Here is a 17,000-nt window from a genome sequence, read left to right as displayed (position 1 = left end):
TTTTCGGCGACCGGCCGAATACCAAGCGGTCGAAAGAAGTTGGCACCATCATGCAGCACCGTCACTCCCTCCTCCCGCTCCTCCTCCTGGCCACCGCGCTCGCGCTCCCCGCGTGTCGCAGCGAAGCCCCCGAGGAAGAAGAAGAGACCTCCGGCTCCGAGGACACCGGCTCCCGCGACGCGAGCCGTGACGTCACCCTGACCCCCGAGAACACAGACCCGACCGCCGAGGCTTGCAGCCTCAGCCGGGTCTACTTCGGCTTCGACGCCGACGAGCTGGACAGCGCCTCGCGCGCGGCCATCCAGCAGGCCGTGGACTGCTACCGCACCCGCGGCGTGCCGGCCCGCCTGCACCTCACGGGCGCCACCGACCCGCGCGGCACCGAGGAGTACAACATCGCCCTCGGCGACCGTCGCGCCCAGGCCGTCCGCGCGTACCTCGTGTCGCTCGGCATCGAGCAGGCCCGCATCGCGGTCACCTCGGTGGGCGAAGAGATGGCCCAGGGCTCCGACGAGTCGGGCTGGGCGCAGGACCGCAGCGTCAGCGCCAGCGAGTGATGCCCTCCGTCCTCCTGCAAGCCACAGCACGCCCGGCGCTCGACCCCTGGCAGCTGGTGCTCGACGCCACGCCGGTGGTCAAGCTGGTGATCTTGGTGCTCATCCTCATGGCGGTGGCCTGCTGGTACGTCATCGGCGCCAAGCTGGTGCGGCTCCACAAGCTGGACGACCAGAGCCGCCGCTTCCTGCAGGTGTTCTGGAAGGACGAGCACACGCGCCAGTGGGACATGGACGTCATGGGCTCGCTCAACGGGCAGCTCTCGCGCTTCGCCAGCTCCCCCATCGCCACCGTGTTCGGCGCGGGCTATGCCGAGCTCGGCCGCATCGCGCGCACGGGCACACCGGACCTGGCCGACGTGGACAACCTGGAGCGGGCCCTCAAGCGGGCGCAGAACGCCGAGCTCACGCGCCTCGAGAACCAGATCCCCTGGCTCGCCAGCACGGGCTCCACGGCGCCCTTCATCGGCCTGTTCGGCACGGTGTGGGGCATCATGAACGCGTTCATCCAGCTGCACGGCCAGCAGAGCGCCACGCTCGACGCCGTGGCGCCGGGCATCGCGGAGGCCTTGATCGCCACGGCCATCGGGTTGGTGGCCGCCATCCCGGCGGTGCTCGCCTACAACTACTTCGTGCGCCGCCTGCGCGTGGTGGAGAGCGAGGTCGAGGCGTTCGCCAGCGACTACCTCAACATCATCCGGCGCCACCTGCTGGTGGACTGACATGGGGTTCTCGAGCGGATCGGGGCGCGGGGGCCCGCTCAGCGAGATCAACGTCACGCCGCTCGTGGACGTCATGCTGGTGCTGCTCATCATCTTCATGGTGGCGGCGCCCATGATGACCACGGGCGTGTCGGTGGACCTGCCCAACGCCGACGCGCCGCGCATGGAGATCGACGAGGAGCAGCCCGTCATCTCGGTGGAGGCCGGCGGGCGCCTGTTCCTGCGCGAAGAAGAGCTCACGCTTTCGGAGCTCGAGACGCGCCTCATGACCGACGAAGACCTGCGCGCGCGCGACGAGGTCTACATCCAGGCCGACGAGACGGTGCCCTACGGCGACGTGGTGCGTGTGCTGGCGCTGGTGCGCCGCGCGGGCATCGGAAAGATGGGCTTGGTCACGGACCCGCTCGACCGGGAGCGAGCGGCGGAATGACGCCCGGCTTCGAGACGCGCAGGTCACTCGCGCTCGATGAAGTCGCGGGTGGGGTGCTGGCGGTGCTCATCGCGCTCGGGGCGTTCCCGCTCACGGTGGTCATCATCTCGGCTGCCGTCTCGGACATCTACGGCGCGCTGGTGGAGGACACCGTCGAGCTGCCCGAGGAGGCCGAGGTCCCGCCTGTTCCGGTGGTGGAAGCTCGCTTCGTGCGCTTCGGGGCGCCGCCGGACCCGCGTCGCATGCCCGACCGCTACGTGCCCTCGGCGGCCACGGCGCCACCGCCTTCGGCTACGGATGTGCTTGGGGAAGCGCCTGCCGATGCCCTGCCGGGCGCCGAGCCGCCGCTGGCCGACGGCACAGGGCTCCGGCCCACCACCGACGCCAACCCCGCGCTCACGGCGGAGCAGCGCGCGGCCGAGGCCCGTGAAGACCTGCTCACGCGCCTGGGCGACAGCGCGGCGGCCACGGCGGAGTTCGCCGAGCCGCGGGTGCGCGAGGGCGACGCCGAGGGCATCACCGAGGGCACGGCCGAGCGCGGCGAGGCGGACATCTATCCGGGGCGTCTGTACACGTACTTCCGGCGCGGCTGGCAGGCACCGTCCAGCATCCCCGAGGAAGAGCTCAGCACGCTGCGCTGCCGGGTGCGCGTGGAGATCACCGCCGACGCGCGCGTCGGGGACTTCAGTATCTCGGGGCCCAGCGGCAATGACGCGTTCGACGCCTCCGTGCGGCAGCGCATGGCACAGGCTGCGGGCGCTTCGCTGCCCCCGCCTCCGCCCGACGAAGCCGAGCGCTACCTGGGCGGCGCCATCACCGTGACGTTCATCGGGCCGCGCAGGAATTAGGAACCACCCATGTCATCGCCCACCCATCGCTCGACGCACCCTTGGCTCACCCTGGTCGGGCTCGCGCTCGTGCTGGGCATCGCCGCCACCCCGTTCGAGTCGCGCTCGCAGACCGCGGGGGATGGGAGCCCGCTGCCCGAGTCGCTCGTCGAGATCGTGGTGGACTCCCCCGAGAGCCAGATGTACCGCATCGGCATCCCGGACGTCTTCGGCAGCTCCTCCGACGTGGCCGACGTGCTGCGCAACGACTTCCGGCTGATGCCCGGCTACACCGTCATCGACACGCGCTCCATCCGGCACGACCTGGTGGCCGAGGGGCTCGACATCCGCGCGGGTGCGTGGGCCACGCTGGACGCCAACGGCGTCATCAAGGGCGAGCTGCGCCAGGGCGCGGACGGCGTGGAGCTCACGCTGCGCTTCTTCCGCGTCTCGGCGCCGGGCACGCCCGCGTTCGAGCACACCTATCGCGGCCCGCTCACGCACACCCGCCGCTGGGCCCACGAGTTCGCCAACGAGGTGCTGCGCGTGCTCACCGGGACGCCGGGCGTGTTCGGCACCGAGATCGCCTACGCGCGGCGCGCCGGCCCGGGCGCCAAGGACGTGTTCAAGTCCTTCATGGACGGCTTCGGTGAGCGGCGCGTGTCCACCGGCACCGGCATCTCGCTCCTGCCTTCCTTCGGGCACAACCGCATCTGGTTCACGCGTATGACCGAGCGCGGCATGTACATCACCAACGGGCGCGCGCGCGACGCACGCATCGTGCAGGGCGACGGCATCAACATGGCGCCGGCCGTGTGCGACGGGCGCATCTACTTCACGTCTTCGCGTGACGGCAACTCCGAGATCTACAGCACCGCGCTCGACGGCAGCGACGTGCGCCGCCTGACCGACCACCCGGCCATGGACCTGAGCCCCGCGTGCGGTCCCAACAACCAGCTGGCGTTCGTGTCGAGCCGCCACCGTACGCCGCAGATCTTCACCATGAATCGCGACGGCAGCAACGTGCAGCGCGTCACGTTCCGCGGCACACACAACCAGACGCCCACGTGGTGCATGGACCCGGAGCGGCCGTGGATCGCGTTCACCGGTCGCGATGGCGCTTACGACATCTTCATGGTGAACACGCGGACCCAGGAGTACGTGCGGCTCACGCAGGGGCAGGGCGACAACAAGGACCCAGCGTTCTCCCCGGATTGCCGCCTGGTGGCGTTCGTGTCCGACCGGCGCGACGCCGCGGGCGTCTACGTGGCCAGCCCGCAGGGCTACAACCAGACACGGGTGGTCACGGGCAACGCCGAGACGGTGCGCTGGTCGCAGTGGGAGACGTATCCCGCCACCACGCCGGTGCCGGCCGAAGCGCCCGCGCCAGCAGCGTCCACGCCCGCCGCTGCAACGCCTGCACGCTAGACCGGAGGCCTCACTCCGCGCAGGCGCGCGCTGGCAGCCGGCTGATCTCCCGCAGGCGGTTGCGCGCCCGCGTGATCAGGGAGGACTCCGGATACGCCGCGATCAGCGCTTCGAGCGACTGCCGTGCGTCGGCGCACGCGCGCACCAACACGAACGCCTCGGCCATGTCCGCCAGCGTCTTGTCCATCACGTCGCCGGTCCGGTACGTGGTGAGGATGCGGCGGAACTCACCCAGCGCTGCGGCCGGCTGGTTCTGCTGCAGGTAGCTCGAGCCGATGCCGTACTGCGCGTCGTCGGCCCGCTCGTCGGTGGGGTAGCGGATGACGTACTCGCGGAAGAGCGCGCGCGCGTACGAGTGCGAGCCCACGCGCAAGGCCTGGCTGCCCGCCTGGAAGTGCGCGGCGCGATCCCGCGGGACCTCGCTCGGCTGTAGCGTCACGTCCATGCCTGCCGCGCGCGCGATCTGGTCCACGCGGCGCTCGATCTCCTGGCGCTGCGCGTCCAGCTGCTGGCGCTGTTCCGTCATCTCGCGGCGCTGCTCGGCGGACTGCCGCTCGGCCATCTCGGCCAGGTGACGCGTCTCGGCGATCTGCCCCTCCAGCTGGCCCAGCTGGTCGCGCAGCTGCTGGAGCGCCAACCCCTGGTCTGCGCTGTTGCGCAGCAGCACCACGTTGGCCGTCTCCAAGAGCCGCGCCAGCTCTGCGGCCTGGGCTTCCACGCGCTGCTCCAGCGTGGCCATGCGCTCGGTCATCGCCGCGAGGTCCGCTTGCACGGCCCGGCCATCGGCCCGCGACATGCAGCCGCTGGCCAGGAGCGCGGGAGAGAGCACCACGAAGAGCCACGCGGCGCTCGCGGTGAGCGCCCCTCGCACGGCCCGGGAGGATTGAGTCTTGAGTACCGCCACGGCCCCATCCTGAATCCGGAAGGCCGGCGGCGCCAGCGACAGCGCCCGGCGGCTACTCGGCGACGGTGACCTGCAGGCGATAATTGAAGAGTGTGTTCAGCTCGGTGGTGGTCAGGCGCAGGTAGTAGTCGCCCGCCGGCAGGTTGGTGGCGAAGGGCGCGCCTGCGGCGATGGCCGGGCACGTGCCGCCTGCGCCGCCCAGGCTGCCGGTGCCGAGGGTCTGCACACCGCTGTCGTCCAGCAGCTCGAGCTGCAGCTCTGGCGCGTCTGCCGCACACACCGCGCCGTTGCGGTCGAGGACGGTGGCCGAGAGGTCGCCGCCGGCCGGCACCTCGACGAGGAACATGTCGAGGTCGCACAGGTCCACCACGGTGGCGCGCACCTCGAACGAGCCCGCGCCCACCTGCGTCACGTTGGAGGACGTGAAGTCGTCGTTGGGCTCCACCTCCTGCGCGCCCGTGGCCAGGATGCGGCGGCAGTCCGACCCGCACGTGGGGTCGTCGACGTCGTCGCAGCCCTCACTGTGCTCGACCGTGCCGTTGCCACACTCGGGGCGCCAGACCTCCACCGAGAACACGCCGCCGCCGGCGGTGCGCGCGTCGATGCCCACGTAGAACGTGCCCGTGCGGTCGGCCACGAAGCTCAGGTGCTCGTCGCGGTTCTCCACGCACGCGTCGATGGCGTCACCGCGTTGGCAGGCGCGGTCGTCGCAGGTGTTGTCCAGGATGTAGATGGCGGGATTGACGCCCAGGCCGCTGCTGTTGCGCACGTGGAAGTGCCACTTCTCGCCGGCCTGCATCTCGACGCCGAAGAAGCCGTCGTTGCCCGGGATGGGTTGCCCCGTGCAGCCAGCGAGCGCGGTGTCGAGGTCGTCCTCCATGCTGGTGGTGTCCACCATGTAGGTCATGTTCCCAGCCACCATGGGTGCGCCCGCGCCGCAGGCTTCCCGCAGCGCGAGGCCACCATGGTTCAGGTACAGGTCCTGGTCGAACAGGTCGCACGCCCCCAGCGTGGCGAGCGGCAGCAAGAGGACGAGGTGCACCGGGAGGTGCGCGGAGCGAGCGCGTAGAGAAAGCATCAGTGGGTGTAGGGGTTGCTCTCGATGGTGGTCGGGGCGGGGGTCATGACGGCGGCGGGCGCATCCGTGCCCTCCATGCCGGTGGCGCGCTCACGGCGCGGGCGCGTCGAGCCCGAGCGCGATGGGTCTTGCTCGGTGGCCTCCGGTGCGGGGGCCGGCTCGGGCGCAGCGGCCTCGGCCGCGGCAGGCACGGCAGCAGGCGCAGGTGTGGGAGCCTCGGCCACCGCAGGGGCGAGGGCGGCAGGCGCCGGGGACGGCTCGGCGGGCGTTGGTGGCACGCTGGGAGCGGCGACCGAAGCGGGCGGCTCCACCACGAGCGGCTGGTTCATGCGCCAAGCCAGCAGGCCCCCCACGGCGATCAGCGCGCCCAACAGCAAGCTGATCAGGGCCACCTTCCAGGCCTGCGGGGATGCGGGGGCGCGTGCGCTAGCGGGGGCGCTGGGGCGGCTGCTCACGGGCTTCGGCGAAGCCACGGTCTCCCGGTCGGGCGCGCTGGCGAGCGCGATGGTCTGCGACGTGGGGTCCACGCGCGCCTCCCCGCTGCGCGCCGTCTCGAACCACTGGTCCGACGTGGCGTTGGAGTCGCGCACGCCCGAGCGCAACGCCTGCATCTCGGGCGCGGAGCCCAGGCGCGGGATGCTGTACAGGTCGCCCAGCGTCATGTTCGTGACGGGCAGCTTCTCGATGGCGCTGACGTGCGCGCGCACCGACGCCTGCCGCGCGTCGAGGTCGGCCGAGAAGATCTCGCGGATGGCGTCGCTCACCTCGTGCGCCCCCACCAGCATGTTCGAGCGGGCGGCGGCCTCGGTCAGCGCGTCGATGAACTCGCGGCCCGTCTGGTAGCGCTTGGTCACGTCGCGCTCGAGGGCGCGCATGCACACCCGCTCGAGCGCCAGCGGCACCTCGGGGCACACCATGGACGGCGGCTGGATGGGCCGCTGCAGCACGGCCAAGAGGATGCTCATGGTGCCCGCGTCGGACTCGAACAGCAGCTGCCCGGTGAGCGTCTCCCACAGCACGATGCCCAGCGCGAACAGGTCCGCGCGCGCGTCCAGCTCGCGGCACTCGGCCTGCTCGGGCGCCATGTAACAGGGCTTGCCCTTGATGGTGCCGGGGCGCGAGGCCGTGATGCGCTCGGCCGCACGGGCTACGCCGAAGTCCGTGATGCGACCCGAGCCGTCGCGCCCCACCAGGATGTTCTGCGGCGACACGTCGCGGTGCACGATCTGCAGCGGGCGGCCGTCGTCGTCGGTCAGGCGGTGCGCGGCATCGAGGCCCGTGGAGGCGTCGATCAGGATGCGCACACCCAGCTTCATGCGCTCCACGTGCGAGCGCGAGCGGTCGAGCACGTCGTCCATGGAGAACCCATCGACGTAGTCCATGACCATGTAGTAGCCGAGCTCCGACTGCTTCACGTCCAGGATGCCCACCGCGTTCGGGTGGTGCAGACGCGCCGCGAGGCGCGCTTCGTCCAACAGCATGGAGACGAAGTGCGTCTCCTCCGCCAGGTGCCGGTGCAGCAGCTTGAGCGCCACCATGCGCTGGAAGCCGCCCGCGCGCGCGAGCCGCGCCAGGTAGACGGTGCCCATGCCGCCGCTCGCGATCTCCGCGACGATCTCGTACTGGTCCAGCATCCGCCGGGCGTTGAGTGCTGTGATCTCGGGCTGTGCCATCAGAAGGCTCCTCTCACCGTGAGCCCACCGCCGTCGGGAGAGGCCCACACGCTGGCTCGGGCGCGTGCCTCGTCATCGTCATCGCTGCCACCGAAGTCGGTGAGCACGCCCAGCACCACGGTGCTGACGGCCAGCGCTCCCGAGACACCCACCAAGATGAAGGTCCGGCGGCGCAGGTCTTGGCCGTCCAGGTAGCCCTCACGGGTGGGGTTGTCTTCGTAGGCGCGGTTGGCCGCGAAGGTGTCCGCCACGGACCAGGCCGTGACACCCGCCGCTACGGCGGTGAGCGCGGCGCTGGTGTAGAACATCGCGGGACCGAGGCCATCGCTCTCGCTCTCACCGGCAGCGGGCTGCGGCAGGGGTTGCGTCTCGGGTTCGTACACCGGCTCGGGGTCTGGCGTGGGCTCGGGCTCGGGCTGCGTGACCGGGGCCGCGGGCGCCTGGAACGCGAGCGTCAGCGTCCCGCCGGCGGTGGCGTCCACCTGCTGCGGCGCCGCGCTGCCCGTGGTGTAGCGGGCCACCACCGTGTGAGCGCCCGGCCGCACGAAGAAGCGCCATGAGCGGCTCTCGTGCGTGGACTCCACGGCGCCATCCACCAGCACCACGCACGGCTCGCCGCACGCGATGTCCAGCTGCGTGAGCTGCGGCTGCACCTCGTCCAGGACCTCTTGAGCGAGATCACGCGTGGACCGGTCCGCGGGGTACGTGGTGATCGCCTGCAGCGAGAGCGTGGCGGCGCGCGCGTTGTCTCCCGCCAGGCGCCGGTTTCGGATGGCGCTGCGCAGGGCGGCGGGGCTCGGGGCGGCATCGAACGCCAGCTCGAAGAGGCGCGCGGCCTCGGCGTGGTTGCCCGCCAGCTGAGCGCGCTGGCCCGCTTCGTAGGCCTGCGCGGCGGCGGCCACGTCATGCTGCGCGGGCTGCGCGACAGCACACAGAGGGAAGGCGAGCGCCGTGACCACGGACAGCTTCAGAAAGACTCGTACGACAGGACTACGCATGAACCGTGACACTCCGCGCCAGGTAAGCGCACATCATGCGCCAGCAGCGCAATATTTGCCACAGTGTGGATATGTGCCCCCATTCGTGGAGGGGTTGGCTGGCCGCGCGGCGAACAGATAGGCTCGCTTCTTCGTGTAGGAGGCTCGTCATGAAGACGCTGAACGACACCGTGCGCGCGAATCGCCTCGACGTCTTTCGACACACGCTGCGCAGCATCGCGTTGGCTTCCGCGGCTGCCTCGGGCCTGGGCGTGGCGGGATGGAGTGGGTGTGCAGCGACCAGCAGCCAATCCGGGAACCAGCGAGAAAGGGCGATGTCGGTCAACTGTGGAGCGATCGAGCTGACCGGCTTGCCTCTGCCACCGGGGGTTCAGGGTCTGGTCGCGTACGCATGGGGCCCGAGCGGCAGTTTTCCGGCCTACTTCGCCGGAGAATTCTGCATCGAGGGCGGGCACCCGGATTGCGGTGTGGGTGACGCAGGTTTCGATCGAGACGAGGGGTTCTCGGTCTTTGTCCGCCGCGCTGGCATCATCGAGCGAGTCTCGTTCGCCGACGTGGTCACTCTCCCTGTCACCAGCCCGGCGCAAGCGACGCTCCTCGCGCTCACGGTCGACTACCACATCAACTGTGCGGGTGATCCGAAGGTGGGCGTCAGCCCCAATGGCGTGAGGCACGTGGCTGGTGGTTTCGAAGTCCTTGGTACCCGCTGGGCCGGCTGCCTCGACCTCCTCCGAGGGACGGTTTTCGTGAGTGAGGCTGGTGAGGTCCGGATCCTCGAGGAGCACCTCGTCGAGGAATACGCCTGCCCAGTCAGCGGGCGCATGACCCAGGGGACGGCTGTTCCTGCGCGCCCTGCGGGGGGCAACGACGTCGGCCGGTACTTCGTGCAGGTGGCCGGCCTCGAAGCCGCTGCCGTGGATGCGTTCGAGCGCATGGCCGCGGAGCTGCAGGTGCTGGGGGCCCCCGTGGAGCTGGTGCAGTGGGCACGCGCGAGCGCGGAGGATGAGCGGCGGCACACGCGGGACATGGGCGCGCTGGCCGAGCGGTTCGCGGTGAAGCCTGCCGTCCACGAGGCGCAGCAGTTCGCGCTGCGCGGCCTGTTCGAGGTGGCGCTCGAGAACGCGGTCGAGGGCTGCGTGCGCGAGACCTACGGTGCTGTGGTGGGGCACCATCAGGCGCGGCACGCGCAAGACCCTGTCGTGCGCGCGGGGATGGCGCGGGTGGCCGAGGACGAGACGCGGCACGCGGCACTGTCGTGGGCGGTGGCGGAGTGGTCGCTGCCGCAGCTCACGGACGCGCAGCGCGACGTGATTCGCGGGGCGCAGCGTGCGGCCATCAGCGCGCTGACGCGCTCGGTGAGCATCCCCGAGGCCCACGTGCTCTTGCGCGACGCGGGTCTGCCAGCGCCCGGCGCGGCGCTCGCGATGTTGCAGGCGCTCGGCGAGCAGGTCTGGGCATAGTCTCGAAAATATATCGGTTGACATATTCCAAGGACGCGTCATTCTGGGCCCATGTCCAAAGGCGACGCGACGCGTGAGCGCATGGTGGAGTCGGCCACGCGCCTCTTCATGGCGCAGGGCTATGCGGCCACCGGGCTCAAGCAGATCATCGAGGAGGGCGAGGCCCCGCGCGGGTCGCTGTACTTCCACTTCCCCGGCGGCAAGGAAGAGCTCGCCGTGGCCGTGGTGGAGCGCCACGCCGAGCACTTCACCGCGCAGCTCACGGCCGCGCTGCACGACTCGAAGGACGTGGTGGCTGCGGCCCGCCGGATGATCGCGGCGCTGGCGCAACTGGTGGAGGGCGGCGTCGGGGCCGGCTGTCCCGTGGGTGCTGTGGCCTTCGAGATGGCCGAGCGCTCGGACGCGCTGCGGCAGGCCACGCAAGCCGCGTTCAGCACTTGGACGGGGCTCCTCGCGGCCGCGCTCGTAGACGCTGGCGCCAGCAAGAAGGACGCGCAGCGCCGGGCTCGAGTGCTGCTGTGCGCCATCGAGGGCGCGCTGGTGCTCAGCCGCTCGGCCGGGGACGCCGGCCCGCTGCGCGACGTGAGCAGCATGGTGGCGGCGCTCCTCAGCGCCTGAGCCTTTCACGATCACGCCGCACGCAGGACCGTGCGGTCGAAGACATGGGACAAAAATATGACGAACGACAGACATATTAAAACGGCGGTGGTGACTGGCGCGGCGGGCTTCATCGGGCGCTACTTGCTGGTGGAGCTCACTCGAGAGGGCACCCACGTGTGCGCGCTGGTGCGCAACCCCGTGGCTCGCTTGCCCGAGCTGCGCGCCTGGGTGGACGCCCATGGGGGCAATGGGTCCCGGCTCGCCGCTGCCGACTTCGACCTCGAGGCGGCGGACCTGGGGCTCACGCCCGATGGCGAGGCATGGCTGGATCGCGCCGACGCCGTCTTTCACTTGGCGGCGCGCTTCGAGTTCGGGCTGAGCGCGGAGGCTGCCCGCGTGGCCAACGTGGACGCCAGCCTGCGCCTGGTGGAGCGCGTGGCTCGCTCTCCACGCCTCGAGCGCCTGGTGTACCTGAGCGGCTACCGCACCGAAGGCGGGCCGGCGCGCGCCCTCGACGTGGACGACCCCGCCGCGCTGCGCCGCTTCTACCGTGACCATGGCGCCTACGAGGCGTCCAAGATGGAGGCGCACCAGCGCGTGGCCCGGCGCGCCGAGGAGCTGGGGGTGCCGCTCACGCGCGTGAGCCCGGCGGTGGTCATCGGGCACGGCGAGACGGGCGAGACCACGCAGTTCATCGGCCTGGTGGAGACCCTGCGCCTCCTGCACGCGCGTCGCTTGCCCGCCCTCCCGGGAGACGCCAGCACGTGGCTGCCGCTGGTCACCGTGGACTTGGTGGCGGCCATCTTGGCCCGTGTGCCCGCCGACCCGCGCTCGCTCGGCGAGCACCTGGTGGTCTTCGACGAGCGCTCGCCCGCGCTGCCCGACCTGGTGAAGCGGGCTGCCGCGCACATGGGTGTGCCCGCGCCGCGTCTCCGCCTGCCCGTGTGGTTGGTGCGTGCACTACCGACGGCGCTCTCGGGCGTGGACCGCGAGGGCCTCTCGTTCATCAGCAGCGATCGCTATGACGCGGCGCCCATGCATGCCTTCATGGAGCGCACGCGGCTCGCCCCGCCCGACATCGAGGTGGCGCTCACGCGCTGGGTGGACTTCTTGGTGGCCCACGCGTTCGGGGTCCCGGCGAGCGTCAGGTAGTCCGCGCGGCCCTGAGCAGGTCCGCGAACGCGTCCCGCATCCCGTCCACCAGCAGGTGCAGGCCGCCCACGTGCTCCCAGTCGGCGTTGAAGCCCCAGTGCAGCTGCCCGGCGTAGCTGAAGAGGGCGATGCCCAGCGCCTGCTGCGCGAACAGCGGCACCAGGCCGTAGATCTCGAGCAACGGCGCACCGAACAGCGGCACCGGTACAGGGGGGCCCGGCACGTTGGTCACGATGGTGTTGAACGAGCGCAGCTTCCCGGCCAGTACGAACGCGCTCGAGACGGCGCCGAGGCCCAGCGCGTCGTCGAGGTCCTCCAGCAGCTGGATGCCCCGCACCGCGTTCGACTCGGTCTTGAAGAAGCGCGTCTCGTCGCAGACGCACGCGTAGGCCTCGAGCGGGTCGCACACCGCGATGGGGAGCGTCGCGATCAACGTGGCCACCTGATTGCCACGCGCGCTCCCGGAGTCCGTCCCGCGCACGCTCGCCGGCACCAGCGCGCGGAAGCCGGCGTAGTCCTCGGGCCGCTCGCCCAGCTCACGAAAGAACCGCCCCAGCCCCAGCGCCACCGTGGTGAGCACCACGTCGTTGAGCTTGCCTCCGAGGCGCTCCTTCACCTCCTTCAGCTCTTCGAGGTCCATGCGCAGCGTGTCGAAGCGGCGGTGCGGGCCCACCTGGTGCGGGTTGAGCGACGTGACCGGCCCCGGCGCGACGACCTTCTTCAGGGTCTCGATGAGCCCACCGAGCGGCGAGCGCTGCGCCGCGCCTTCTCCCGCCCCGCGCAGCCGCAGAACCGTGAGGCGTACGCGGTCCAGGCTGGTCATGCGGCGAGCGAGCGAGCTGCGCAGCAGGGACGCGTCACTCGGCATGGGGCGCGGCGTGCGTGGCCTCTCGGGGCGCGCGTGGGTGCCCACCATGGACTTCAGGATCGACACCGCCCCCATCCCGTCGGTGAGGCAGTGGTGGACTTTGCAGATCATGGCGAAGCGGTCGCCCTCGAGCCCCTCCACCACCCAGAACTCCCACAGGGGCCGGCTCCGGTCGAGGTTCTGCGAGAAGATGCGGCCGGCCAGGCGCTTCAGCTGACGTTCGTCTCCGGGCTGCGGCAGCGCCGCGTGGCGAACGTGGTACTCGAGGGAGAAGTGCGGGTCGTCCACCCAGACGTGCTCACCCACCACAGGCAGCCGGTGGAGACGCTGCGTGAAGCGTGGCTCCGAGTGCAGGGCGCCGGCGATGAAGGCCAGGATCGCGTCGAAGTCCACGCCTCCGCTCGCGGTGCGGAGCGGCTTCGCGTCCAGGACCAGCACGGCGCCCACGTGCATGGGACAGCTCTCGCTCTCGGTGGCGAGGAAGGCTTGGTCCAGCGTGGACAGGCGCTCGAAGAAGGGCTGGTCGTTGGGCATGCCCCCGAAGGGCAAGCAATGCGTGGGCCACCGAGAACGCTCGTCCTCGCACACGATTCGAGAGGGTCGCGCGATGCCTGGGCGCAGGGCTTGCGCGCCGCTGCGGGGGATGGCGCGCCCTCGGGCTGCTCGGTCACTACGTCGTCACTTGACGGGCACGGTCCATCAATCGTATATCGTCGAATAACGATATGTCTCGCCGTCCTGCCACCCGTGCCCCTGCCGAAGCCTGCTGCCCCCCTGCGGCTCCCGCGTCGCCCCTCCCGGCGAGCGAGGCCGAGCAGAACACCGAGCTGGCGCGGCTCGCCAAAGCCCTGGGGCACCCCGCGCGGGTCAGCATCCTGCGCACGCTGCTGAAGCGCGACACGTGCGTGGCGGGCGAGATCGGCGAGGGCCTGCCCCTGGCCCAGTCCACCGTCTCGCAGCACCTGAAGCAGCTGAAGGAAGCGGGGCTCATTCGCGGCCAGGTCGCGGGGCCGCGCGTTTGCTACTGCGTGGAGCCCGCTGCCGTGCTGCTGCTGAAGGCGCTCATCACCGCGCTGTGAGCGCACCCTGAAAGTCACCATGGGCCTCTTCGAACGCTATCTCTCGCTCTGGGTCTCGCTCGCCATCGCGGCCGGCGTGGGCCTCGGGCTCTTGGTCCCGGAGCTCTTCCAGGCGGTGGCCGCCCTCGAGTGGGCGCGCGTCAACCTGGTGGTGGCCGTGCTCATCTGGCTCATGGTCTACCCCATGATGCTGAAGGTGGACCCGGGCTGCCTGCGCGACGTGGGCCGGCGCCCCGCGGGCTTGGCGCTCACCCTCGTCATCAACTGGCTCATCAAGCCGTTCACCATGGCCGCGCTCGGCGTGCTGTTCTTCGAGCACGTGTTCGCGGACCTGGTGCCCATGGAGGACGCGCAGCAGTACATCGCCGGCATGATCCTGCTGGGCGTGGCGCCCTGCACCGCCATGGTGTTCGTGTGGAGCAACCTGACCCGCGGCGACGCCAACTACACGCTGGTGCAGGTGTCGGTGAACGACCTGATCATGGTGGTGGCCTTCGCGCCCATCGCGGGCCTCCTGCTGGGCGTCACCAGCGTGGCGGTGCCGTGGGAGACGCTGATCGCGTCGGTGGTCATCTTCGTGGTCATTCCGCTCGCGGCGGGCATCCTCACGCAGAGGCGCTTGGCCGGCCGGGGAGGCGTGGCCGCCGTGGACGCGCTCGCCAGCAAGCTCAAGCCCACCTCCATGCTGGGCCTGCTGCTCACGGTGGTGCTGCTCTTCGGCTTTCAGGCGGAGACGATCGTGGCCCAGCCCGAGCGCGTGGCGCTCATCGCGGTGCCGCTGGTCATCCAGAGCTACGGCATCTTCGCGCTGGGCTACCTTGGCGCGCGCCTGCTGCGCTTGCCCTTCAACGTGGCCGCACCTGCCGCCATGATCGGCACCAGCAACTTCTTCGAGCTGGCCGTGGCCGTGGCCATCAGCCTGTTCGGGCTGGACTCGGGCGCCGCGCTCGCCACGGTGGTGGGCGTGCTCATCGAGGTGCCCGTGATGCTCACGCTGGTGGCCTTCGCCAACCGCACGCAGGGCTGGTTCCCGAGCGCGCCCCCGCTGCCACGCCGGCTTCCGTTCACTGAGGTGCCCCACATGCCCGGTCTCCGTTTCGACAGCGTGCTCTTCCTCTGCGTGGCCAACTCGGCGCGCTCCCAGATGGCCGAGGGTCTTGCCCGCGCGGTCTTCGGTGATGCGGTGCGCGTCCAGTCGGCCGGCTCGCAGCCTTCGCGCGTGAACCCGCTGGCCGTCACGGCGCTCGCCGAGCTGGGCCTCGACATCGGCGGCCAGCAGTCAAAGTCGGTGGACGACATCGACCCGAGCCGCGTGGACCTGGTGATCACGCTGTGCGCCGAGGAGGTCTGCCCCGTGTTCCTCACGCGCGCACCGCGCCTGCACTGGCCGCTGCAGGACCCCGCGCACAAGCACGAGGTGCTCGCCGACGACCAACGCCTCCAGCACTTCCGCGACACGCGCGACCAGCTACGCGCGCGCCTTGCCGTGCTGGCCGCGCTGCGGGACGTGCCCGAGGGACCCACGCCTCGAGAGTTCCATGCCAGCGTGCGGGTGCCGGACCTCGCGGCCGCGGCGCGCTTCTACACGTGGCTGCTGGGCGTGTCCCCCAAGGAGTGGACGCACCGCTACGTGACCTTCGTGAGCGAGGCGCTGCGCACCAACTTCGTGCTGCTGGTGAGCGACGGGAAGGAGCTGCACCACGACACGCTCTACCACCTGGGCGTGGACGTGGGCACGCGCGCGGCCGTCATTGCGGCGCAGCACCGCGCGGTGGCCGCGGGCATCCCCATCGAGAAGCCGGCGCGCACCACCTGGCGCGGCACGCCGCTGCACGAGCTGTGGCTCACCGATCCGGGCGGCAACTTGGTGGAGATCTACGCGCGCCTCACGCCCGAGGAGCTGGCCGAGATGCCCGCCGACAAAGAGCCGTGGACGTTGGTGAGCGGGGAGGCCGCATGAGCGTTCACTACGGCAGCCCGCCGCCGCTCGGGCGTCCCACCTTCCCCGAGCTCACCCCGAGCACGCACCCGCCGCGCATCCTCATGCTGTACGGGTCGCTGCGCGATCGCTCCTACAGCCGCCTGCTCACCGAGGAGGCCGGGCGCATCCTGACCGACCTCGGCTGCGAGGTGCGCATCTACGACCCGCGCGACCTGCCGGTGAAGGGACCGGGGCTGGACGAGCACCCGGAGGTGGTGCGCCTGCGCGAGCTGTCGCAGTGGTCCGAGGGACAGGTGTGGTGCTCGCCCGAGATGCACGGCGCCATCACGGGTGTGTTCAAGAACCAGATCGACTGGATCCCGCTGGCCATCGGCGCGGTGCGTCCCACACAGGGCCGCACGCTCGCGGTCATGCAGGTGTCCGGTGGGTCGCAGTCGTTCAACGCCGTGAACACGCTGCGGCTGTTGGGGCGCTGGATGCGCATGCTCACGATTCCCAACCAGTCGTCGGTGGCCAAGGCCTACGAGGAGTTCCACGAAGACGGCCGCATGAAGGACTCCGCCTACCGCGACCGCGTGGTGGACGTCATGGAGGAGCTCTACAAGTTCACGCTGCTCACGCGCGACCTGCGCGACTTCCTGGTGGACCGCTACAGCGAGCGCCGCGAGGCCGAGGCCAAGGCCGCGCTCGACCCCAGCAACCCCAAGCACCGGCTGGCAGGCGAGGGTCTCTAGCCGCACGGCGCGCCCTACGAGAGCTGCGCTCGCGCCTCGGGCCCGCGGTCCACGGACACGTCCACCACGTGTCCGCGCGCATCCGCGAAGGCGGTGACGATGGCCGGCACGAGCCCGTGGCGGGTGAGATCGCGGCGCAGCGAGCCGGCCGAGTGGTGAGCCACCGTGCGGCTGACCGCGTCCACGTCGTGACCCGCGAAGAGACCCAAGCGCCCTACGTGACCACTCATCAGGCGGGCCGACGACTCGTCCCGGAGCGCGTGCTGCAGCAGCCGACAGCCCGCATGAGCCAGCACGAACAGGTGCGAGATGCCGTGCTCGCGCGCGGCCCACACGATGTCGGCGGTCACGCTCGCGCTCGGCAGCGTGGCGGCGCCCTGCAGCACCAGGAGCTCACCGGGCTCGGTCCCCAAGAGCTGCTCGGGGACGTGGGGCAGATCGGCGCAGCACCACACCAGCCCCCAGGGCGATCCACCGCTCCACGCGGGCCGGTCCACTCCGGGCAACGCGAGGCTGCGCGGCACGAGCCGAGTCGGAGAGTGCAGATCGCG

General features: G+C 70.9%; 17 protein-coding genes. 11 read left to right on the top strand and 6 right to left on the bottom strand.

The window, feature by feature from the left end:
* The first annotated feature begins 50 nt into the window (after window positions 1-50).
* From IPI43_06640 to IPI43_06620, 5 genes are read left to right on the top strand one after another with little or no spacing between them, the layout of a single operon-like run.
* Window positions 51-557, top strand: a complete 507-nt coding sequence (locus IPI43_06640; protein ID MBK7773802.1) for an OmpA family protein — start codon at window positions 51-53, stop codon at window positions 555-557.
* A complete protein-coding gene (locus IPI43_06635) occupies window positions 557-1,276 on the top strand; it encodes a MotA/TolQ/ExbB proton channel family protein (protein ID MBK7773801.1) in 720 nt (239 codons plus the stop codon). Before IPI43_06640 ends, IPI43_06635 begins: the two co-directional genes overlap by 1 nt.
* 1 nt (window position 1,277) lies before the next feature.
* The gene (locus tag IPI43_06630) at window positions 1,278-1,706 is read left to right on the top strand and encodes a biopolymer transporter ExbD (GenBank protein ID MBK7773800.1); all 429 of its coding nucleotides are present in this window, start codon (window positions 1,278-1,280) and stop codon (window positions 1,704-1,706) included.
* Window positions 1,703-2,554: a TonB C-terminal domain-containing protein gene (locus IPI43_06625; GenBank protein MBK7773799.1), complete on the top strand. Its 852-nt coding sequence runs from the start codon at window positions 1,703-1,705 to the stop codon at window positions 2,552-2,554. Before IPI43_06630 ends, IPI43_06625 begins: the two co-directional genes overlap by 4 nt.
* A 9-nt stretch (window positions 2,555-2,563) precedes the next feature.
* Window positions 2,564-3,961, top strand: a complete 1,398-nt coding sequence (locus IPI43_06620; protein MBK7773798.1) for a PD40 domain-containing protein — start codon at window positions 2,564-2,566, stop codon at window positions 3,959-3,961.
* A gap of 10 nt (window positions 3,962-3,971) precedes the next feature.
* Here the strand turns inward: IPI43_06620 and bamD are convergent, their stop codons facing one another.
* Genes bamD through IPI43_06600 form a run of 4 tightly spaced genes read right to left on the bottom strand, consistent with a single transcriptional unit; the run spans window position 3,972 to window position 8,614 of the window.
* Complete coding sequence (gene bamD / locus IPI43_06615; protein MBK7773797.1) at window positions 3,972-4,865, bottom strand: outer membrane protein assembly factor BamD; 894 nt, start codon at window positions 4,863-4,865, stop codon at window positions 3,972-3,974.
* A 52-nt stretch (window positions 4,866-4,917) separates the two neighbouring features.
* On the bottom strand, window positions 4,918-5,943 hold the full coding sequence (locus IPI43_06610; GenBank protein ID MBK7773796.1) for a hypothetical protein: 1,026 nt from the start codon (window positions 5,941-5,943) through the stop codon (window positions 4,918-4,920).
* Complete coding sequence (locus IPI43_06605) at window positions 5,943-7,616, bottom strand: serine/threonine protein kinase (GenBank protein MBK7773795.1); 1,674 nt, start codon at window positions 7,614-7,616, stop codon at window positions 5,943-5,945. Before IPI43_06605 ends, IPI43_06610 begins: the two co-directional genes overlap by 1 nt.
* Entirely contained in the window at window positions 7,616-8,614 is a 999-nt protein-coding gene (locus tag IPI43_06600) for a hypothetical protein (GenBank protein MBK7773794.1), read from the bottom strand. The genes IPI43_06605 and IPI43_06600 overlap by 1 nt, the downstream gene beginning before the upstream one ends.
* Before the next feature lie 149 nt (window positions 8,615-8,763).
* Here IPI43_06600 and IPI43_06595 point away from each other — a divergent pair, with 149 nt between their 5' ends.
* Genes IPI43_06595 through IPI43_06585 form a run of 3 tightly spaced genes read left to right on the top strand, consistent with a single transcriptional unit; the run spans window position 8,764 to window position 11,826 of the window.
* Window positions 8,764-10,074, top strand: a complete 1,311-nt coding sequence (locus tag IPI43_06595) for a ferritin-like domain-containing protein (GenBank protein MBK7773793.1) — start codon at window positions 8,764-8,766, stop codon at window positions 10,072-10,074.
* A 51-nt stretch (window positions 10,075-10,125) separates the two neighbouring features.
* A complete protein-coding gene (locus IPI43_06590) occupies window positions 10,126-10,692 on the top strand; it encodes a TetR/AcrR family transcriptional regulator (GenBank protein MBK7773792.1) in 567 nt (188 codons plus the stop codon).
* Between the two features lie 57 nt (window positions 10,693-10,749).
* Window positions 10,750-11,826, top strand: coding sequence for an SDR family oxidoreductase (locus IPI43_06585; GenBank protein MBK7773791.1), 1,077 nt, complete (start codon window positions 10,750-10,752; stop codon window positions 11,824-11,826).
* On the opposite strand, the gene IPI43_06580 is transcribed toward IPI43_06585, so the two are convergent.
* A complete protein-coding gene (locus tag IPI43_06580) occupies window positions 11,819-13,228 on the bottom strand; it encodes a wax ester/triacylglycerol synthase family O-acyltransferase (protein MBK7773790.1) in 1,410 nt (469 codons plus the stop codon). The genes IPI43_06585 and IPI43_06580 overlap by 8 nt on opposite strands.
* 191 nt (window positions 13,229-13,419) lie before the next feature.
* Between IPI43_06580 and IPI43_06575 the strand changes: the two genes are divergently transcribed.
* From IPI43_06575 to arsH, 3 genes are read left to right on the top strand one after another with little or no spacing between them, the layout of a single operon-like run.
* Window positions 13,420-13,773: a winged helix-turn-helix transcriptional regulator gene (locus IPI43_06575; GenBank protein MBK7773789.1), complete on the top strand. Its 354-nt coding sequence runs from the start codon at window positions 13,420-13,422 to the stop codon at window positions 13,771-13,773.
* A gap of 19 nt (window positions 13,774-13,792) precedes the next feature.
* Window positions 13,793-15,733 carry an ACR3 family arsenite efflux transporter gene (gene arsB, locus IPI43_06570; GenBank protein MBK7773788.1) on the top strand — a complete coding sequence of 647 codons (1,941 nt, stop codon included), beginning with the start codon at window positions 13,793-13,795 and terminating at the stop codon, window positions 15,731-15,733.
* Window positions 15,730-16,449 carry an arsenical resistance protein ArsH gene (gene arsH / locus IPI43_06565; protein ID MBK7773787.1) on the top strand — a complete coding sequence of 240 codons (720 nt, stop codon included), beginning with the start codon at window positions 15,730-15,732 and terminating at the stop codon, window positions 16,447-16,449. Before arsB ends, arsH begins: the two co-directional genes overlap by 4 nt.
* A 14-nt stretch (window positions 16,450-16,463) precedes the next feature.
* On the opposite strand, the gene IPI43_06560 is transcribed toward arsH, so the two are convergent.
* Entirely contained in the window at window positions 16,464-16,973 is a 510-nt protein-coding gene (locus IPI43_06560) for a hypothetical protein (protein ID MBK7773786.1), read from the bottom strand.
* Window positions 16,974-17,000: the final 27 nt, after the last annotated feature.

Source organism: Sandaracinaceae bacterium, assembly GCA_016706685.1.
Taxonomy (GTDB): domain Bacteria; phylum Myxococcota_A; class Polyangia; order Polyangiales; family Houyiibacteriaceae; genus JADJJE01.
This window is presented reverse-complemented; position numbering and strand designations above follow the sequence as displayed.